Origin of the sequence: Nocardioides sp. (genome assembly GCF_035429765.1) — a bacterium.
In the GTDB taxonomy this organism is placed as follows: domain Bacteria; phylum Actinomycetota; class Actinomycetes; order Propionibacteriales; family Nocardioidaceae; genus Nocardioides.
The window spans coordinates 1-16,351 of the sequence record NZ_DAOMFK010000051.1; the positions used below are offsets into that span (position 1 = coordinate 1).

Annotated in this window: 18 protein-coding genes and 3 tRNA genes; 13 read left to right on the forward strand and 8 right to left on the reverse strand. The window is 71.8% G+C overall.

Translation table 11 applies throughout. The features are described 5' to 3' along the window. From PLP61_RS07095 to PLP61_RS07135, 9 genes are all read left to right on the forward strand, one after another. Positions 1 to 450: DUF3566 domain-containing protein (locus PLP61_RS07095; RefSeq protein ID WP_324501742.1), on the forward strand; the 450-nt coding region annotated here is incomplete at its 5' end. Between the two features lie 91 nt (positions 451 to 541). Further along, positions 542 to 615, forward strand: a tRNA-Ile gene (locus tag PLP61_RS07100). A 173-nt stretch (positions 616 to 788) separates the two neighbouring features. Then, positions 789 to 914 (forward strand): DLW-39 family protein, encoded by a 126-nt coding sequence (locus PLP61_RS07105; RefSeq protein WP_324501744.1) that lies wholly within the window; start codon positions 789 to 791, stop codon positions 912 to 914. 37 nt (positions 915 to 951) lie between these two features. Further along, a tRNA-Ala gene (locus PLP61_RS07110) sits at positions 952 to 1,024 on the forward strand. Positions 1,025 to 1,169: 145 nt separating this feature from the next. Further along, positions 1,170 to 2,114: a phosphatase PAP2 family protein gene (locus PLP61_RS07115; protein WP_324501746.1), complete on the forward strand. Its 945-nt coding sequence runs from the start codon at positions 1,170 to 1,172 to the stop codon at positions 2,112 to 2,114. A gap of 54 nt (positions 2,115 to 2,168) precedes the next feature. After that, complete coding sequence (locus tag PLP61_RS07120) at positions 2,169 to 3,038, forward strand: SURF1 family protein (protein WP_324501748.1); 870 nt, start codon at positions 2,169 to 2,171, stop codon at positions 3,036 to 3,038. Further along, positions 3,035 to 3,418 carry a DUF3817 domain-containing protein gene (locus PLP61_RS07125; protein WP_324501750.1) on the forward strand — a complete coding sequence of 128 codons (384 nt, stop codon included), beginning with the start codon at positions 3,035 to 3,037 and terminating at the stop codon, positions 3,416 to 3,418. Before PLP61_RS07120 ends, PLP61_RS07125 begins: the two co-directional genes overlap by 4 nt. A 103-nt stretch (positions 3,419 to 3,521) precedes the next feature. Beyond that, positions 3,522 to 4,367 carry a patatin-like phospholipase family protein gene (locus PLP61_RS07130; RefSeq protein ID WP_324501752.1) on the forward strand — a complete coding sequence of 282 codons (846 nt, stop codon included), beginning with the start codon at positions 3,522 to 3,524 and terminating at the stop codon, positions 4,365 to 4,367. Continuing rightward, complete coding sequence (locus tag PLP61_RS07135) at positions 4,364 to 5,383, forward strand: 1-acyl-sn-glycerol-3-phosphate acyltransferase (RefSeq protein WP_324501754.1); 1,020 nt, start codon at positions 4,364 to 4,366, stop codon at positions 5,381 to 5,383. Before PLP61_RS07130 ends, PLP61_RS07135 begins: the two co-directional genes overlap by 4 nt. 13 nt (positions 5,384 to 5,396) lie before the next feature. On the opposite strand, the gene PLP61_RS07140 is transcribed toward PLP61_RS07135, so the two are convergent. After that, a complete protein-coding gene (locus PLP61_RS07140) occupies positions 5,397 to 5,984 on the reverse strand; it encodes a hypothetical protein (RefSeq protein ID WP_324501755.1) in 588 nt (195 codons plus the stop codon). Positions 5,985 to 6,068: 84 nt separating this feature from the next. Here PLP61_RS07140 and PLP61_RS07145 point away from each other — a divergent pair, with 84 nt between their 5' ends. Both PLP61_RS07145 and PLP61_RS07150 read left to right on the forward strand, forming a co-directional pair. Beyond that, positions 6,069 to 6,584, forward strand: a complete 516-nt coding sequence (locus PLP61_RS07145; RefSeq protein ID WP_324501756.1) for a peptidylprolyl isomerase — start codon at positions 6,069 to 6,071, stop codon at positions 6,582 to 6,584. A gap of 16 nt (positions 6,585 to 6,600) precedes the next feature. Further along, entirely contained in the window at positions 6,601 to 7,527 is a 927-nt protein-coding gene (locus PLP61_RS07150; protein ID WP_324501758.1) for a rhomboid family intramembrane serine protease, read from the forward strand. A 58-nt stretch (positions 7,528 to 7,585) separates the two neighbouring features. Here PLP61_RS07150 and PLP61_RS07155 read toward each other — a convergent pair whose 3' ends face one another. Continuing rightward, on the reverse strand, positions 7,586 to 8,053 hold the full coding sequence (locus tag PLP61_RS07155) for a cell division protein CrgA (protein ID WP_324501760.1): 468 nt from the start codon (positions 8,051 to 8,053) through the stop codon (positions 7,586 to 7,588). 54 nt (positions 8,054 to 8,107) lie between these two features. Here PLP61_RS07155 and PLP61_RS07160 point away from each other — a divergent pair, with 54 nt between their 5' ends. Next, positions 8,108 to 8,890, forward strand: a complete 783-nt coding sequence (locus tag PLP61_RS07160) for a DUF881 domain-containing protein (RefSeq protein WP_324501761.1) — start codon at positions 8,108 to 8,110, stop codon at positions 8,888 to 8,890. 47 nt (positions 8,891 to 8,937) lie between these two features. On the opposite strand, the gene pknB is transcribed toward PLP61_RS07160, so the two are convergent. From pknB to PLP61_RS07190, 6 genes are read right to left on the reverse strand one after another with little or no spacing between them, the layout of a single operon-like run. Further along, positions 8,938 to 10,698 carry a Stk1 family PASTA domain-containing Ser/Thr kinase gene (gene pknB, locus PLP61_RS07165; protein ID WP_324501763.1) on the reverse strand — a complete coding sequence of 587 codons (1,761 nt, stop codon included), beginning with the start codon at positions 10,696 to 10,698 and terminating at the stop codon, positions 8,938 to 8,940. A gap of 25 nt (positions 10,699 to 10,723) precedes the next feature. Further along, complete coding sequence (locus PLP61_RS07170; RefSeq protein WP_324501765.1) at positions 10,724 to 12,184, reverse strand: peptidoglycan D,D-transpeptidase FtsI family protein; 1,461 nt, start codon at positions 12,182 to 12,184, stop codon at positions 10,724 to 10,726. Continuing rightward, positions 12,181 to 13,602: an FtsW/RodA/SpoVE family cell cycle protein gene (locus PLP61_RS07175; RefSeq protein ID WP_324501767.1), complete on the reverse strand. Its 1,422-nt coding sequence runs from the start codon at positions 13,600 to 13,602 to the stop codon at positions 12,181 to 12,183. The genes PLP61_RS07170 and PLP61_RS07175 overlap by 4 nt, the downstream gene beginning before the upstream one ends. Beyond that, entirely contained in the window at positions 13,599 to 14,882 is a 1,284-nt protein-coding gene (locus PLP61_RS07180) for a PP2C family protein-serine/threonine phosphatase (protein ID WP_324501769.1), read from the reverse strand. The genes PLP61_RS07175 and PLP61_RS07180 overlap by 4 nt, the downstream gene beginning before the upstream one ends. A 6-nt stretch (positions 14,883 to 14,888) precedes the next feature. Continuing rightward, a complete protein-coding gene (locus tag PLP61_RS07185) occupies positions 14,889 to 15,356 on the reverse strand; it encodes an FHA domain-containing protein FhaB/FipA (protein WP_324501771.1) in 468 nt (155 codons plus the stop codon). Continuing rightward, the gene (locus PLP61_RS07190) at positions 15,349 to 16,089 is read right to left on the reverse strand and encodes an FHA domain-containing protein (protein ID WP_324501773.1); all 741 of its coding nucleotides are present in this window, start codon (positions 16,087 to 16,089) and stop codon (positions 15,349 to 15,351) included. Before PLP61_RS07190 ends, PLP61_RS07185 begins: the two co-directional genes overlap by 8 nt. A 175-nt stretch (positions 16,090 to 16,264) precedes the next feature. On the opposite strand from PLP61_RS07190, the gene PLP61_RS07195 reads away from it, so the two are divergent. Beyond that, positions 16,265 to 16,348: transfer RNA gene (locus PLP61_RS07195), tRNA-Leu, on the forward strand. The last annotated feature ends 3 nt before the right edge of the window (positions 16,349 to 16,351 follow it).

The window sequence follows — 16,351 nt, forward strand, 5'->3', positions numbered from 1 at the left end:
ACGGCGCCGGTCACCGCGAGTCCCGGCCGCGCGCCCGCGACCCGTCCGGGCGTGGCAGCGACGGCGCCCGGACGCAAGCCGCGCCGGGCCCGGCTCCGGCTGACCCGGATCGACCCCTGGTCGGTGATGAAGACCGCCTTCCTGCTCTCGATCGCCCTGGGCGTGGTCACCGTGGTCTCGGTGATGATGGTCTGGGCGGTGCTGGGGGCGGCCGGGCTGTGGGACTCGATCAACACCACCGTGCAGAGCGTGCTCGGCGGTGAGGACGCGCAGAGCTTCGACGTCACCGACTACGTCGGGCTGACCCGAGTGCTGGGCTTCACCACCCTGGTCGCCGTGGTCGACGTGGTGCTGCTGACGGCGATCGCCACGCTGGCGGCGTTCCTCTACAACATGGCCGCGGCGCTGCTCGGCGGCATCGAGGTCACCCTCACCGAGGACCAGGCCTGAGACCCGGCCTCGTTTTGTCGGCCTTTCCGGCCGTGCGGTAGTGTTCCCCCTCGGTCGGCTCCGGTCGACCGGTTCCGGCTGCGCCGGATCCGGGCCTATAGCTCAGACGGTTAGAGCGCTTCCCTGATAAGGAAGAGGTCACAGGTTCAAGTCCTGTTAGGCCCACCCTCTCCGACGTACGTCCTGCTCTGCGATGCCAACCGGGGCGTCTGACCCCCGTGGACGGCGTAGCCCACCTGGACGACGTGGCCGCACACCACCTCGGCTCGGTGTTCTCGCCCGCCAGGGCATAGGCTTGCGCTCCGTCGAGCACGCCGCACCGTCCGAGGGGATTGCCCATGAAGAAGCTTCTGCTGATCGCCGTCGCCGCCGCCGGTGCGGTGCTCGCGAAGAAGAAGTACGACGAGTCCAAGGCCGAGCAGGCCCTGTGGGCCGAGGCCACCGACAACGTGACGAAGTCCTAGTCGCGTGGGCTCGGTCCCCGGACCGAGCCCACGACTCGGGGCCATGGCGCAATTGGTAGCGCACCTGCTTTGCAAGCAGGGGGTTAGGGGTTCGAGTCCCCTTGGCTCCACTCGCGCCGCACCCGGCGTCTCTGTCGGGACCCGTCCCGCCTCCGGCCCCGCCACGTGCCCAGCGTCGGCGTACTCCCCACCCCACCACCTCGCCCCAGAGACCGGAGCGCACGCTTCGCTATCGTGGCGTAGGGGAGGGGTGAGATGGCGCAGTCCCAGGTCGAGGCCCGGGCCACCACGTCGGTGCGGGTCCGCAGCGTCAGCATGCTCGCCTACCTGGCGGCGCTGGCGGCCTGGGTCATGGTCATGGGGCTGCCGAAGTCGACGTTCGCCGCGTTCGGCTGGATCTGGCTGGCCACCATCGCGTGGAACGTCCAGGCGCCCGCCCGCACGCACCTGGGGTTCGTCCGGGACTGGTCGCTGCCGCTGGTGCTGCTGACGTTCTACTTGTTCAGCCGAGGGATGGCCGACGACCTGGGGTTCGTCGGGGTGCACCGGACCGAGCCCATCGCGGTGGACCGGTGGCTCTTCGGGGGCACGCTGCCCACCGAGTACCTGCAGGCCCACCTGTGCGGGGTCCCCTGTGACCGCACCTCGCCGCCGCGGCCGTACGACGTCGTGTTCACCACCGTCTACTACTCCCACTTCTTCGTGGCGCTGATCGTGGCGGCTGCGCTGTGGCTGCGCGACCGGCCGGAGTGGCTGCGCTACATGCGCCGCTACCTGTCGCTGAACCTCCTCGCGCTGGTGATCTACGTCACCTACCCCATGGCACCGCCCTGGATGGCCGCCCAGCAGGGCCTGGTCAGCAGCGACATCGCCAGGATCACCGGCCGGGGGTGGTACGACCTCAGCGCCACCGGCCTGCACCGCAAGATCTCGGCGGTCGGGAACCCGGTCGCCGCGATGCCCTCCCTGCACGCGGCCATCGCGGTGTTCGTCGCGTGGTACGGCATCACCCGGCTGCACGGCACCTGGCGCTGGCTGCTCGTCCTCTACCCGTTGGCGATGTCGTTCACGCTGGTCTACTACGCCGAGCACTACGTCGTGGACATCCTCGCGGGCGTCGCCGCCACTGCCCTCGTGCTGGCGGGGTGTACGGCGTGGGAGCGGCTGCGTGCCGGGCCGAACCCGCTCGCCAGGGGCTGACCCCACCGCACCCGCACACCTCTCCGCGAGGCCCCGCGCCGTACCCTCGACAGCGTGCGCCGCGTCCTCGCCCCCCGGTTCTGGGGCCTCCACCTCCTCGCCTTCACTCTGGCGGGGATCGCGGTCTGGCTGGGGCTGTGGCAGTTCCACGCCTGGGAGGCGCGCCGCGCGGCCGACGCCGTCGACCTGAGCAGGGTCGCGCCCGTGCCGCTGACCGAGGCGATGGGGCCCGACGACCCGTTCCCCGGCGACCGGGTGGGCCAGCCGGTGGTGGTCACCGGCACCTGGGTGCCCGAGTCGACGCTCTACGTGTCCGGCCGGGAGAACGCCGGCCGCACCGGGTACTGGGCGGTCACCCCGCTTCAGGTGGACGGTGGCGAGTCCGCGCTGCTGGTGGTCCGCGGCTGGACCCCCGACCCCGCCGACGCGCCCGCCCCGCCATCGGGGCACGCGGAGCTGGTCGCCTGGCTGCAGCCCCCGGAGGGCACCGGGGAGACCGACCGCGACCCCACCGACGACGTACTCCCGCAGGTCCGGATCGCCGACGCCATCCAGCACCTCGACCAGGACCTGTACGGCGCCTACGCCGTCGTGGCCGACCGGGTCGCCCCCGGCGACTGGCCGGTGGGGGAGCGGGCGGTGAACGCCGGGGCGGCGGGGCTGGACCAGGCTTCCCCGGACGAGGTGCCGACCGTCGGCCGCTTCACCGCGGTCCGCAACCTGTTCTACGCCCTGCAGTGGTGGCTGTTCGCCGGGTTCGCGCTCTTCGTGTGGGGCCGCCACCTGGTCGACACCGTCGCGGCCGAACGGGCTGCGGAGCGGGCGGGCGCCCCTGACGCCGGCGACCCGGCCGCTTCTGACCGGGCGCCCGAGGCGACCGGGCGACCGGAGCTCGTCCGCGACGACGTACCCTCGAACCCGTGAGAGCCGCCCTCCTCCGCTACCGAGTCATGGCCTGGATCGTCGGGGTCCTGCTGATCGTGCTGTGCCTGATCGGGCTGCCGCTGCACTACGGCTACCTGGTCTTCCCCGACACGATGCCCAAGGGCGGCCAGGCCTGGCAGGTAGGGGCCGACATCTCCCGCTACCTCGGGGTGGCCCACGGCTGGCTGTACATGATCTTCCTGGTGATGGCGTTCCTGCTCTCGCGCAAGGCGCGGTGGGACCTGCCGTTCACGGTCACCACGCTGCTGCTGGGCACCGTGCCGGTGGTCTCCTTCTGGGCCGAGCACCGGGCGACGGCCAACGTCCGGGCGCTGCTGGCCGCTGAGGCCGCCGAGCCCGCCGCCACGGGCCCGGCCTGAGGGAGAGACAGTCCGCCGCGAAAACCATCATTTCGCCGGCTGAAATGATGGTTTCCGCGGCGGACTATCGAGTGGGGTGGGAGCGATCGGGGAGGATGGCGCGATGACCACGGCCTTCGTCCTCGGTGGGGGCGGCGTGCTGGGCGCCGTCGAGGTCGGCATGCTGCGCGCCCTGTTCGAGCGGGGGATCGCCCCGGACCTGGTGCTCGGCACCAGCGTGGGTGCCCTCAACGGCGCCCTGGTGGCCAGGGACCCCTCGCCGCGGGTGATCGACCGGCTGGTGGAGCTGTGGCGGCAGGCGGCCCAGAGCCGGGAGGTGTACGGCGACTCGCCGCTGCGCACGGTCCGCCGGGCGGTGGCGACCCGGACCCACATCTACTCCGCCGCCCCGCTCACCCAGCGGCTGCGCGAGGAGCTGGGCGAGGTCACCTTCGAAGAGCTGCCGGTGCGGCTGCAGGTCTGCGCGGCGAGCATCGAGCGGGCGGCGGAGCACTGGTTCAGCTCGGGGCCGGTGGTCGACGCCGTGGTCGCGAGCGCCGCCGTACCCGGCCTGCTGCCACCGGCCCGGATCGGCGAGCAGCACTACCTGGACGGGGGCATCGTGAACTCGATTCCGGTCGGCCGGGCCGTCCAGCTCGGCGCGGAGCGCATCTTCGTGCTCCAGGTCGGCCGGATCGACCGGCCGCTCACCGCGCCGTCGACCCCCTGGGAGGTGGCCCGGGTCTCCTTCGAGATCGCCCGTCGGCACCGGTTCGCGCGGGAGATGGCCGAGCTGCCCCCCAGCGTCGAGGCCCACGTGCTGCCCACCGCCGGGACCTCGGCCAAGGACGACTCGGTGTTCGCCTACCGCGACTTCTCCAAGGTGACCGAGCGCATGGAGGCGACGTACGCCGCGAGCCTGGCCTACCTCGACGAGTGGGTGCTGCCTCGCGGAGAGGCGCCGAGGTGACCCGCCTCCTCCGCAGGGTGCTGCTGGCGCCGGCGGTGGTCGCCCTCACCGTGCTGCTCTGGCTGACCGGGCCGCTGTGGCTGATCGCGGCGGCGGCCCTGTCGCCGGTGCTGCCCGGCCGCTGGCGGCCGCTGCGCCTGCTCTGGCTGGTGATCGTCTACCTCACCTGCGAGAGCGTGCTGCTCGTGGTCCTCTTCGGGTGGTGGCTGGCGGCCGGGTTCGGGCGACGGCTGCGTACGCCGTACTTCCAGGGCCTGCACTACGACCTGGCTCAAGGCCTGCTGTGGGTGGTCTTCCGCGAGGCCCGCCGGGTGCTGAACCTCACCATCGCCACAGACGGCCCCACTCCGGACGCGCATCCCGGCCGGCCGCTGCTGGTCTGCTGCCGGCACGCCGGTCCCGGTGACTCGCTGATCCTGCTTCACGCGCTGATGCACGACTACCAGCGAGAGCCGCGTGTGGTGCTCAAGGACACCATGGCCTGGGACCCGATGGTCGACGTCATCATGAGCCGGATCCCCGCCCGGTTCATCTCGCCCCACCCGCGCGACGGCGAGGAGCTCGAGCCGCTGATCGCCGCGCTGGCCGCGGGGCTGGACGCCAACGACGCCTTCGTGATCTTCCCCGAGGGGGGCAACTTCACTCCGGCCCGGCGTGACCGCGCGATCGCCCGGCTGCACCGGCTGGGCCTGGAGCGGATGGCGGCGCGGGCCGAGGCGATGACCCACGTGCTCGCCCCGCGCCCGGGCGGCTTCCTCGCCGCCCTGGACGCCGCCCCGGACGCCGACGTGGTGATGGTCGCGCACACCGGCCTCGACCACCTGCTCACGGTGGCCGACGTCTGGCGCGAGCTGCCGATGGACAAGCGCATCACCATGCGCTGGTGGACGGTGCCCCGCGCGGAGATCCCGCACGACCGGGACTCGCGCATCGAGTGGCTCTTCGGCTGGTGGGAGCGGATCGACGCGTGGATCGCGGAGAACCGGCCGGAGGAGGTGCCCTCCGGCCGGCGCTGAGTCGAGGCGACCCTCAGGCCTCCGGCTTCTCCTCGGTCTCGGCGGCCTTGCGGCCCGGCTTGTGGGCCTCGGGCTCCAGCAGCTCGACGACCTCCGCGGGGGCGTCGGGCGTGGTCACCGGGTGCGGCTCCTCGAGCGCGTCGGACACCGCCTCGTCCGGGCTGGCGCCACTGGCGTCGTCGGTCGCAGGGGCCTCGGGCGCGGGCCGGGGTGCGGGGGCCGGGGTGGGCACGTACGACGACTGCCAGTTGTCCGCGCCGGAGTCGCCACGCAGCCTCTTGAACACCACGGCCCCCACCGCGGCGAGCGCTCCCACCAGCAGCAGGCGCTTGAGCCACCGGCGACCCGAGGAGGGACCGGTCTCCACCGGCGCCGCCTGGGTGAGGGCGGTCGCGGCCAGGGCGGCCTTGGTGGCCGCGGCCTTCTCCGAGGCCAGCGCCTTGCCGTCGGCCAGGATCGGGGCCGCCTTCTCCCTCGCGTCGTTGAGGAGCGGGAGGGCCACCTCCTTGGCCGCGGTCATCGCCGACTCGATCGTCGGCCGCACGGTCTCGGCGAGCTCGGCCGCCTGGGTGATCAGGGACTTCTCGGAGTTCTCTGGCATGGCTCCGACTGTAGCCGGGGACGCGAGCCTTGGCCCTCGTGGGAGGATCTGCCTGCACGCCGTCCGTCCACGCGAGAGGCAGTCATGTCCGACCTCAAGGCCACCCTGAAGACCAACCGGGGTGACATCACCCTCGACCTCTTCCCCCACCACGCACCGTTGACCGTCGACAACTTCGTCGGCCTGGCCGAGGGCACCAAGGAGTACCGCGACGACGCGGGCCGCTCCGGGCAGCGCTACTACGACGGCCTGGTGTTCCACCGAGTGATCCCGGGCTTCATGATCCAGGGCGGCTGCCCGCTGGGCAGCGGCACCGGTGGCCCGGGGTACACCTTCAAGGACGAGCCGCACCCCGAGCTGGTCTTCGACAAGCCCTACCTGCTCGCGATGGCGAACGCCGGCCCCGGGACCAACGGGTCCCAGTTCTTCATCACGGTCGGCGCCACCCCGTGGCTGGACCTCAAGCACACGATCTTCGGCGAGGTCGCCGACCAGGCCTCCCGCGACGTCGTGGACGCGATCGCCACCACCAGGACCGACGGCCGCGACCGGCCGGTCGAGCCGGTCGTCATCGAGTCCGTCGTGATCGAGCGGTCCTGACCCCGACCTCACCCCGATGACCCAGCCCCCCGTCCCCGGGACCGGGGTGCCGACCTGCTACCGGCACCCCGGCCGAGAGACCTACATCATCTGCCAGCGCTGCGAGCGGCCGATCTGCCCGGACTGCATGCGGGACGCCGCGGTGGGCTTCCAGTGCCCCTCCTGCGTCTCCGACGGAGCCCGGGCCACCCGCAGCGGCCGGACGGCGTACGGCGGACAGCGGCCGGCCAACGCCGCGACCACCTCGCTGGTGCTGATCGCGATCAACGCCGCGGTCTGGCTGCTGGTGCTGGCGACCGGGGGCGGGAGCAGCAGCTGGGTGCTGCGGCTCGCCCTGTCGCCGCTGGGTCGCTGCGTCGCGGGGGACTACTACTTCCCGGGGGCCACCGCGACGGCCTGCGGTGCGGCGGGTCACCAGTGGTACCCCGGCGTCGCCGACGGCGCGTGGTGGCAGCTGATCACCAGCGCCTTCACCCATGTCCAGGTCTGGCACATCGCGTTCAACATGATCGCCCTGTGGTTCCTCGGGCCGCAGCTGGAGCTGGCGATCGGCCGGGCGCGCTTCCTGGCGCTCTACCTGGGCTCCGCGCTGACCGCCTCGGCCGTCGTCTACTGGGGCGCCAGCCCGCACTCGATGACCCTCGGGGCCTCGGGCGCGATCTTCGGCCTGATGGGGGCCCTGCTCGTGGTCGCGCTCAAGGTGGGCGGCAACGTGCAGCAGATCCTGTTCTGGATCGGGCTGAACTTCGTGATCACCGTCGCCGGGAGCTCGTTCATCTCCTGGCAGGGCCACCTCGGCGGCTTCCTCGGCGGCGCCGCCATCGCGGGCATCCTGGTCTACGCGCCTCGCGAGCGGCGTACCGCCTGGCAGGCCGCGGGCATCTCGGGGCTGCTGCTGGTCACCCTGGTCGCCATCGCGGTGCGCACGCTCGTGCTCTCCTGACCGGGCGCTGTCCACACCTGTGGAGTGACCTGTGGAGAACTACAGCGGTGTAGTTCGGCTACTCCCACTTGGTGGCGAAGGCGAACCCGACGCCCATGAAGCCGATCCCGACGAAGAGGTTCTTCTGGCCCAGGTCGTTCATCACCGGGACGGCGGACAGGTCGTTGCTCATCACGTAGAACGTGCAGATCCACAGCAGGCCGAGCAGGAAGCAGCCGAGCATCCCTACGACGACCCCGCGCCCGCGCCCCAAGGGGGTGGAGGGGTGGGCGGAGACGATCAGGCCGAGGAAGAGCAGGCCGAAGCCGATCAGGTAGTTCCAGTTGCCCAGGTCGGCCATGAACGCCGGCTTGCCGGGCTCGGGGGCGGGCGTCGCGTCGGGGTCCACGCGCACCACGACGTAGTAGTAGGCGATCCAGGCGATCCCGCCCACCATCATCAGCAGCGCCACCACCCACCGGGGGGTGAAGAGCGGTCCCGAGGCCGGTTCGATGAGGTCCTGGCGCTTCGCCTTGGGCTTGGACAACGCAACTCCTAGTCGAGTGGGACGATCCTGGGATCCCGGGCTACCTTAGTCGGCGTGACCCACCAGGCCGATCCCCACCCGGAGGACCGGGCGCCCGCGCACGGGCACCTGCGTCAGCGGAGCAGGTGGCGGCTGGCCACCCCGGTGGCGTTCGGCCTCTGCGGCGTCCTCTTCGTGGCCAGCGCCCACAACAGCGACGGCACCGACCTGCGGCCCGAACGGTACACCGACCTGGCCTCCCTGGTCTCGAACGAGGCGCGGCAGGTCAAGTCCCTCCATTCCCAGGTGCGCGATCTCAACCGCGAGGTGGAGGAGCTGGCGGGCTCGGTCAAGGGCGAGGACGTCAGCGCGCTGCAGCAGAAGGGCGACGCCCTGCGCGGACCGGCCGGACTCACCCCGGTGACCGGCCCCGGGGTCACCGTGACGCTGTCGGACGCGCCCGAGGAGGTCATCAACTCCTCCACCGGCAACCTCAACCTGCTCGTGGTGCACCAGCAGGACATCCAGGCGGTGGTCAACGCGATGTGGCGCGGGGGGGCAGAGGCGGTCACCGTCCAGGGGCAGCGCATCGTCAGCACCACCGGCATCAAGTGCGAGGGGAACGCGGTCCAGCTCGACGGCGTCCCCTACGCGCAGCCCTACGTCATCGCCGGCATCGGCGACCAGGCCGCCCTGCTCCAGGCCATCGACGACGACCCCTACCTCGCGGTCTACCGCGAGCAGGCCAACCAGCCGACGATCGCCGTGGGCTGGGAGATCGAGACCCCGTCGAGTATCACCGCCCCTGGCTACAGCGGCCTGACCAACCTCAGCCACGCCTCCGTGATCCGCCCGTAGGGCTTGTCGGATTCCCCGCCTGGGCGGGGAATCCGGCACAGCCGGCGTCACTGGCTCGGAGACGGGCTCGGGCTGGGCGAGGGGCTCGTGGTCGGCGACTCGGTGGGGGAGGGCGACTCGGTCGGGGCGACGTAGGTCGTCACGATCAGCACGATCTGGGTCCCCGCGGGCTGGGTGGTGCCGGCCTCGGGGGTCTGCTCCAGCACCGTCCCGACCGGCTTGTCGGTGGGCTCGCTGCTGGTGAACACCTTCACCGTGAACCCGGCGTTGGTGAGGATCGTGCGCGCGACGTCCTCCTGCTTGCCGACCACGTTGGGCACGGTCTCGGGCCCGTCGCTGTAGTAGACGGTCACCGTCGACCCTTCAGGGACCAGGGTGCCGGGGGACGGGTCGGTCTTCACCACCTGGCCGGCCGGGGCGTCGTCCTCGGTCTCCTGCAGCACCACGGCGAGGTTCTGCTCCTGCAGGATCCGGCGCGCCTCGCCCTTGGTCAGCCCGATCACCGACTCCACCCGCACCTGTGGCTTGCCGCTGGAGACGACGAGGTCGACCTTGGTGCCCGGCGCGACGTAGCTGTCCCGGTCGGGGTCCTGGCTGATCACCTTGTCCCGGCCGACCTCCGAGCTGTCCTCGTAGGTGACCTCACCCACGGTCAGCTCGGCCTCCCCGATCGCGGTGCGCGCGGCGGACTCGCTCATCCCGACCAGGCTGGGCACCCGCACGTCGGTGGGCGAGTCATCGAAGAGCATCGGCAGCAGGAACGCCGCGCCGGCGATCAGGGCCACCAGTGCGACCCCGGCGGCGATCCACCACCCGACCCGGCTGCCCCCCTCCTCCTCGTCGGCAGCGGCCGCCGCCGCGGCGACCGCGGTGTCGGCCGCAGCGGCCGGCGGGACGACGGGAGGGACGACCGCGGTCGCCGCGGCGGGCGGAACGGGAGGAGCCTGCACCGGCCGGCCCGCCAGGTAGCGCTCGATGTCGGTGCGCATGTCGGCCGCGGACTGGTAGCGCTCCTCGACCCGCTTGGCCAGCGCCTTCATCACAATGGCGTCGAGCTCCGGCGGCAGCTCGGTGTCGTGGTCCGACGGCGGGTTCGCCGGCTCCCTGACGTGCTGGTAGGCCACCGAGACCGGGCTGTCGCCCACGAACGGCGGCCGCCCGGTGAGCAGCTCGTAGAGCAGGCAGCCGGTGGAGTACACGTCCGAGCGCGAGTCGACGGTCTCCCCGCGCGCCTGCTCGGGGGAGAGGTACTGCGCGGTGCCCACCACGGCCGCCGTCTGGGTCATCGCCGAGGAGGCGTCGGAGACGGCGCGGGCGATGCCGAAGTCCATCACCTTCACGTCCCCGGTCGGGGTGAGCATCACGTTGCCGGGCTTGATGTCTCGGTGGATGATTCCGGCCCGGTGGCTGTAGTCGAGGGCCGAGAGCACGCCCGAGGTGATCTCGAGGGCCCGCTCGGGCAGGATCTTGCGTCCCTCGCGCAGGATGTCGCGCAGCGTGCGGCCCGCGACGAACTCCATCACGATGTAGGGCTGGGCGACGTGGGTGCCGTCGGAGGACATCTCCTCGCCGGTGTCGTAGACGGCGACGATGGCAGGGTGGTTCAGCGACGCGGAGGCCTGCGCCTCACGGCGGAACCGTGCCTGGAAGGTCGCATCGCTGGCCAGGTCGGTACGCAGCCGCTTGACCGCCACGGCGCGACCCAGCCGGAGGTCGGTCCCCTTGCGGACCTCCGCCATTCCGCCGCGGCCGAGCAGCTCGCCGAGCTCGTAGCGTCCACCGATCACGGTGGGTCCGGGGTTGGTCATCGCTCCACGTCCTTCGGGTACGTCGTCACTGCTGCAGCACCGCCTCCATGACGGCCTTCGCGATCGGCCCGCCCAGGGCGCCGCCCGCGATGTCGTCGGGGGGGATGTCGGCGTTCTGGATCATCACCGCCACTGCCACCTGCGGGTCGTTGGCAGGTGCGAAGGAGATGAACCAGGCGTAGTTCTTGCAGTCCTTGCAGTTCTCCGCGGTCCCGGTCTTGCCGGCCACCTCGACGCCGGGGATGGCCGCCGGGCTGCCGGTGCCCTCGTCGACGACTGCGACCAGCATCGTGGTCAGCTGGTCGGCGGTCGCCGGGGACACCGCGCGCGAGAACTCGCTCGGCTCGGTGCGGTCGAGGACGTCGAGGTCGGGGGAGAGGACCTCGTCCACGACGTACGGCTTCATCACCACCCCGCCGTTGGCGATGCCGGCGGCGACCATGGCCATCTGCAGGGGGGTGGCCGAGACGTCGAACTGGCCGATCCCCGACATCGCGGTCTGCGGCCGATCCATCCGCTCGGGGAAGACCGACTGCGCCTGGGGCTGCAGGTCGTCGAGGTAGTCGCTGTTGAAGCCGAACGCCTCGGCCTGGGCGCGCAGCTTGGCCTGACCCAGCTCGTCGGCGAGCGCGAGGAAGCTGGTGTTGCAGGAGTTCTCCAGCGCCTGGGTCATGGTGATCTTGCCGGTGCCGCAGTCCCGGCCGCCGTTGCCGATCACGGCGGTGCTCTGCGGCAGCTGGAAGGAGCTGCCGCCGGGCACCAGCGACTGGGCGTCGGCGTAGCCACCCTTCTCCAGCGCCGCCGCCGCGGTGATCGCCTTGAACGTCGAGCCGGGAGGCAGCCGGGTCTGGATCGCCCGGTTGAGCAGGGGCTGCGCGGGGTCCCGGTAGAGCTGCAGGTAGGCCTTGTTGACCGCGTCCCGGTCGTGGGAGGCCAGCAGGTTGGGGTCGTAGGTGGGCATGGAGACCATCGCCAGCACCTTGCCCGAGCCGGGATCCAGCGCCACCACGGCTCCCTGCACGTTCTCCCCGAGCGCGCGCATGCCGTCGTACGCCGCGTTCTGCGCCGCCGGGTCGAGGGTGAGCTGGACCAGGCCGCCCTTGGGGGAGGAGTTGTTGACCAGGTCGACCAGCCGGGTGACGAACAGCCGGGGATCGTCGCCGGACAGGACGTCGTTCTGGGTCCGCTCGATGCCGGTGGCGGAGTCGAAGGAGAAGTAGCCGGTGACGTGGGCGTAGCGGAGCGGCTGGCGGTAGACCCGCTGGTACTTGAACTGGTCGTCGGAGCGCACGCTCTCGGCCACTGCGTCGCGCGCGACCACGATCGGCCCCCGCGGACGCGAGAAGGATGCCTCGATCACCCGGGCGTTGCGGGGGTTGTCGTTGAGCTCGCCGGCGCTGACGTACTGCAGGTAGGTCGCGTTGACCAGCAGCGCCAGGAACAGGGCGAGGATCGCCACCGCCATGGTGCGGATGGGTCTGTTCATCCCAGCCTCACCACCTGGGTCTCCTCCTCGTCCGCGCTCGCCGGCCCGGCGGGAGCGAGCACCGGCGCCGGTCGTCGAGCCTGGTCGGAGATGCGCAGCAGCAGGGCGACGATCACCCAGTTGGCCACCAGGGACGAGCCGCCGTAGGAGAGGAACGGGGTGGTCAGGCCCGTCAACGGGATCAGCCGGGTCACGCCGCCCACCACCACGAACACCTGGAGCGCGAAGACGCTGGCCAGACCGGTGGCCACCAGCTTGCCGAAGTCGTCACGGCAGATCAGCGCGGTGCGCAGACCGCGCTCCACGATCAGGCCGTAGCAGACGATCACCGCCATCACCGCGGTCAGACCCAGCTCCTCGCCGATCGCGCCGACGATGAAGTCGGACTCCGCGTAGGAGATCCGCCAGGGCTGCCCGTTGCCGAACCCGCGACCGAGCAGGCCTCCCCAGGCCATGCCGAACATGGTCTCCACGGTCTGCCGGCCCCGGTCGTGGACCCCCTCCCCGCCGTAGTACTCGAACGGGTGGCGCCAGATGTCCACCCGCAGCGCGACGTGGCTGAACAGGCGGTAGGCGATCCAGCCCCCCGCCGCGAACAGCGCACCGCCGACGAGGAGCCAGCCGGGCCGCTCGGTGGCCACGTAGAGCATCACCACGAACAGGCCGAAGAAGAGCAGCGAGGAGCCCAGGTCACGCTGGAACACCAGGATGCCGAGGGAGACCAGCCACATCACCAGGATCGGCCCGAGGTCCCGGCCGCGCGGCAGGTCCACGAACAGCACCCGGCGGCCGGCCAGGGCGAGCGCGTCGCGGTGCCGGACGAGGTAGCCGGCGAACGCGAGCACCAGCAGCACCTTGGCGATCTCACCCGGCTGGAAGCTGAACGGGCCCACGTGGATCCAGATCCGCGCGCCGTTGATGTCCTTGCCGATCACCGGGAGCATCGGCATCAGCAGCAGCACGATCGCGGCCAACCCGAAGGTGTAGGTGAACCGCTGCAGCACGCGGTAGTCGCGCAGGAGCACCAGCGTGGCGGCGAACAGCAGCACGCCGAGTGTCATCCAGGTCAGCTGCTGGCGGGAGAAGCCCTCCCCGGGGTCCTTGCCGGCGGCCAGGTCGAGCCGGTGGATCACCGCGAGCCCCAGCCCGTTGAGCGCGGCCACGAGCGGCAGCAGCACGGGGTCGGCGTACGGCGCGGTGAACCGGACCACGACGTGCGCGCCGATGATCAGCAGCGCGAGCCAGCCGCCGTACCCGAGGAGGTCGGCGGGGACCGTGCCCTGGACGCCGATCCCGACCGCTGCATAGGCCCCGATCCCGACGGCCAGCGCCAGCACGAGCAGGAACAGCTCGGCGCCGCGGCGGGGGCGGTGCACGAAGCCCCTCAGGGCGGAGGGCTGGTTCACGCGCGCGCTCACCCCCCGCTGCTCGCGCCGGGCACGGTCTGGCGCTGGTAGAGCGAGGCGACGGTACGCCGGGCGTCCTCGAGGCTGCCGGGCTCCATGGAGTCGATCACGCTGGTCTGGTCGACCTCGGGGAGCTGGCTGACGGTGAGGTTCGTGCTCTGGTAGGGCGTGGAGAGGTCGTACCCGAGGAGGTCCCCGTCCAGCCCGCGGAAGATCGTCACCACTCCGTCCTGCTGCCCGACGTAGTACTGCTGCTGGATCCACCACTGGACCACGCCCAGACCGATGGCGACCACGCCGAGGAGCACCACCCCGACCAGCAGGCGCCGGGTCCACAGGAACCGGGGCCGGGCCCGCGGGGCGTACCGCAGGTGCTCGGGGTCGATCGGGTCGGAGGAGATCGCGAAGCCGATGTCGGCGGGCAGGTCGGCATCGATCGGCTCCAGCTCGCCGGTGTCGCCGCTGCGGTGCCGGAAGAAGCCGGCGGCCCGGTGGCTGTGCGCCGCCCGTCGCGGCAGCTCGGCGGCGGCCCCGACCAAGAGCGGGCGCAGGTCCTCCTCGACGGGGGTGGACGCCGGGACCACGTCCGCGACCAGACAGGTGATGTTGTCGGTGCTGCCGGCCTCGAGGCTGGCGTTGACCAGCTCCACGGCCGCGGAGTCCGGGGTCCCACCGGCGAGGATCTCGCAGATCCCGGCGTCGGTGAGGGCGCCGCTGGCACCGTCGCTGCACAGCAGCAGCCGGTCCCCCTCCTCCAGGTCGACGTGGAAGAGGTCCGGCTCGCTCTCGTGGATGCCGTCGAGGGCCTTGAGAATCAGGTTCCGGTGCGGGTGGGTGCGTGCCTCGTCCTCGGTGATCCGGCCCTCGTCGATCAGGGTCTGCACGAACGTGTGGTCCTGGGTGAGCTGGGTGAGCTCGCCGCCGCGCAGCAGGTAGGCGCGGCTGTCCCCCAGATGTCCCATCCCGAGCCCGTGGCCGTCGAAGAGGGCGACCGTGGCGGTGGTACTGGTCCCGCTGAGGACCGGGTCCTCCTCGACCAGCTCGCCGATCCGGTCGGCGGCCCGGTGCAGCGCACCGGCCACCAGGGCGAGCAGGTCATCCCCCTGGGGCTGCTCGTCGAGGCGGCGCAGCTGGCTGACGGCGGTGCTCGAGGCGATGTCGCCGCGCACCGCGCCCCCCACGCCGTCGCACACGGCCAGCAGCCAGGGCCCGGCGTACCCGGAGTCCTGGTTGTCCTTGCGGACCCGCCCGACGTCGGAGATGGCCGAGTACTGCAGGCGTAGGTCGGTCATTGCGGTCTATTTCCGCAGCTCGAGGACGGTCTTGCCGATACGGACCGGGGTGCCGACGGTGATGGTGGTGGGTTGGGTGATCCGGCTGCCGCCGACGTAGGTTCCATTGGTCGAGCCGAGGTCCTCGATGCACCACTGGTCGTCGGCCTCCACGATGCGGGCGTGCCGGGTGGAGGCGTAGTCGTCGTCGAGCCGGATCGCCGCGTCCGGGCCGCGGCCGATGAGCAACGGCGCCTGGTCCAGCTCGGCCCGGACACCCTGGTTGACCCCCTCGACCACGAGCACATGGGTGGGCGCACCGCGCCGCCGTGCCGAGCGGGCCCGCCTGGGCTGGGCCGGGGTGCTGCCTCGGACGGTCTCCGGCGCCCGGGCGCCGAACATGTCGGAGCGGATCACCGAGATCGCCGAGATCACGAAGATCCACAGGATCGCGAGGTAGGCCAGCCGGATCAGGAACAGCGTGAGCTCAGACACCGGGGGCCCCCCGGTCCTCGTCCTCCACGACGCGGACCACGATGTCGGTGTTCCCGACGTGGACCCGCGAGCCGTCGTGCAGCCCCACGGCGCTCGCCCGGTGGCCGTCGACGAACATGCCGTTGGTCGAGCCGAGGTCGCGCACGCCGACGTGCAGCGGGCTGCCCTCCTCGGGGAGCCCCTCCGACACCGAGAACTCGACGTGGCGTCGGCTCACCCCGGGGTCGTTGATGCGGATGTCGGCGTCGGTGCCGCGGCCGATGACCACACCGGGCGGCACGAGGTGGTGGCGGGTGCCGTTGATCTCCAGCATCACCCGGGCCGTCCGGCGGACCTGCGTGCTCTCGGCGTTCCCTTGCACGCTGGCGACGGGCCGGCTGCGCACCCGAAGGCGCCCCGTGCCGAGGTCGTCGGCGGCCTCGAAGGAGATGCTGACCGGGCCCGGGAAGACGTAGGCCTGGCGCTGCGCATGCTGCTCGAGCTGCTCGGCCAGCTCGCGGGCCATCGTGGAGTCGTACGGCGAGAGCCGCTCGAGGTCGGTCCGGCTCAGCTCGACGTGGAACTCGTTCGGGGCCAGCCGCCGGTCGCGGCTGAGCACCTGGGCGCTGGTGTCGACCTCGCGCTGGAGCTCGGCCGCGATCTCGACGGGCTGGACGGCACTACGGAAGGCGCGGGCGAACATGCCCGAGATCGCCTGCTCCAGCCTGTTCTCGAAGTCGCGCAGACCGCGCACGCCGCCACCCTCCTCTCCGTCCTCGACCGACGGTCGCCTCCCGCCGGGTCGAGGACGGGTGGACAACCTGACCGATCGTATCCGGGCTCCCCCTGCACACCCCGGACGCCACCGGGCTGCCGCCTCCCCGGTTTGAGCATGCCGCCCGCGCTGGGATAGCCTTGGCCCGCTTCACGCGCGAGTGGCGGAATAGGCAGACGCGCACGGTTCAGGTCCGTGTGTCCGAAAGGACGTGGGGGTTCAACTCCCCCCTCGCGCACAA

What these genes read in the sequence shown, in the direction of transcription:
- PLP61_RS07105 (WP_324501744.1), top strand. Translation starts at nt 789, where the DNA reads ATGAAGAAGCTTCTGCTGATCGCCGTCGCCGCCGCCGGTGCGGTGCTC.
- PLP61_RS07115 (WP_324501746.1), top strand. Translation starts at nt 1,170, where the DNA reads ATGGCGCAGTCCCAGGTCGAGGCCCGGGCCACCACGTCGGTGCGGGTC.
- PLP61_RS07130 (WP_324501752.1), top strand. Translation starts at nt 3,522, where the DNA reads ATGACCACGGCCTTCGTCCTCGGTGGGGGCGGCGTGCTGGGCGCCGTC.
- PLP61_RS07140 (WP_324501755.1), bottom strand. Translation starts at nt 5,984, where the DNA reads ATGCCAGAGAACTCCGAGAAGTCCCTGATCACCCAGGCGGCCGAGCTC.
- PLP61_RS07145 (WP_324501756.1), top strand. Translation starts at nt 6,069, where the DNA reads ATGTCCGACCTCAAGGCCACCCTGAAGACCAACCGGGGTGACATCACC.
- PLP61_RS07150 (WP_324501758.1), top strand. Translation starts at nt 6,601, where the DNA reads ATGACCCAGCCCCCCGTCCCCGGGACCGGGGTGCCGACCTGCTACCGG.
- pknB (WP_324501763.1), bottom strand. Translation starts at nt 10,698, where the DNA reads ATGACCAACCCCGGACCCACCGTGATCGGTGGACGCTACGAGCTCGGC.
- PLP61_RS07170 (WP_324501765.1), bottom strand. Translation starts at nt 12,184, where the DNA reads ATGAACAGACCCATCCGCACCATGGCGGTGGCGATCCTCGCCCTGTTC.
- PLP61_RS07180 (WP_324501769.1), bottom strand. Translation starts at nt 14,882, where the DNA reads ATGACCGACCTACGCCTGCAGTACTCGGCCATCTCCGACGTCGGGCGG.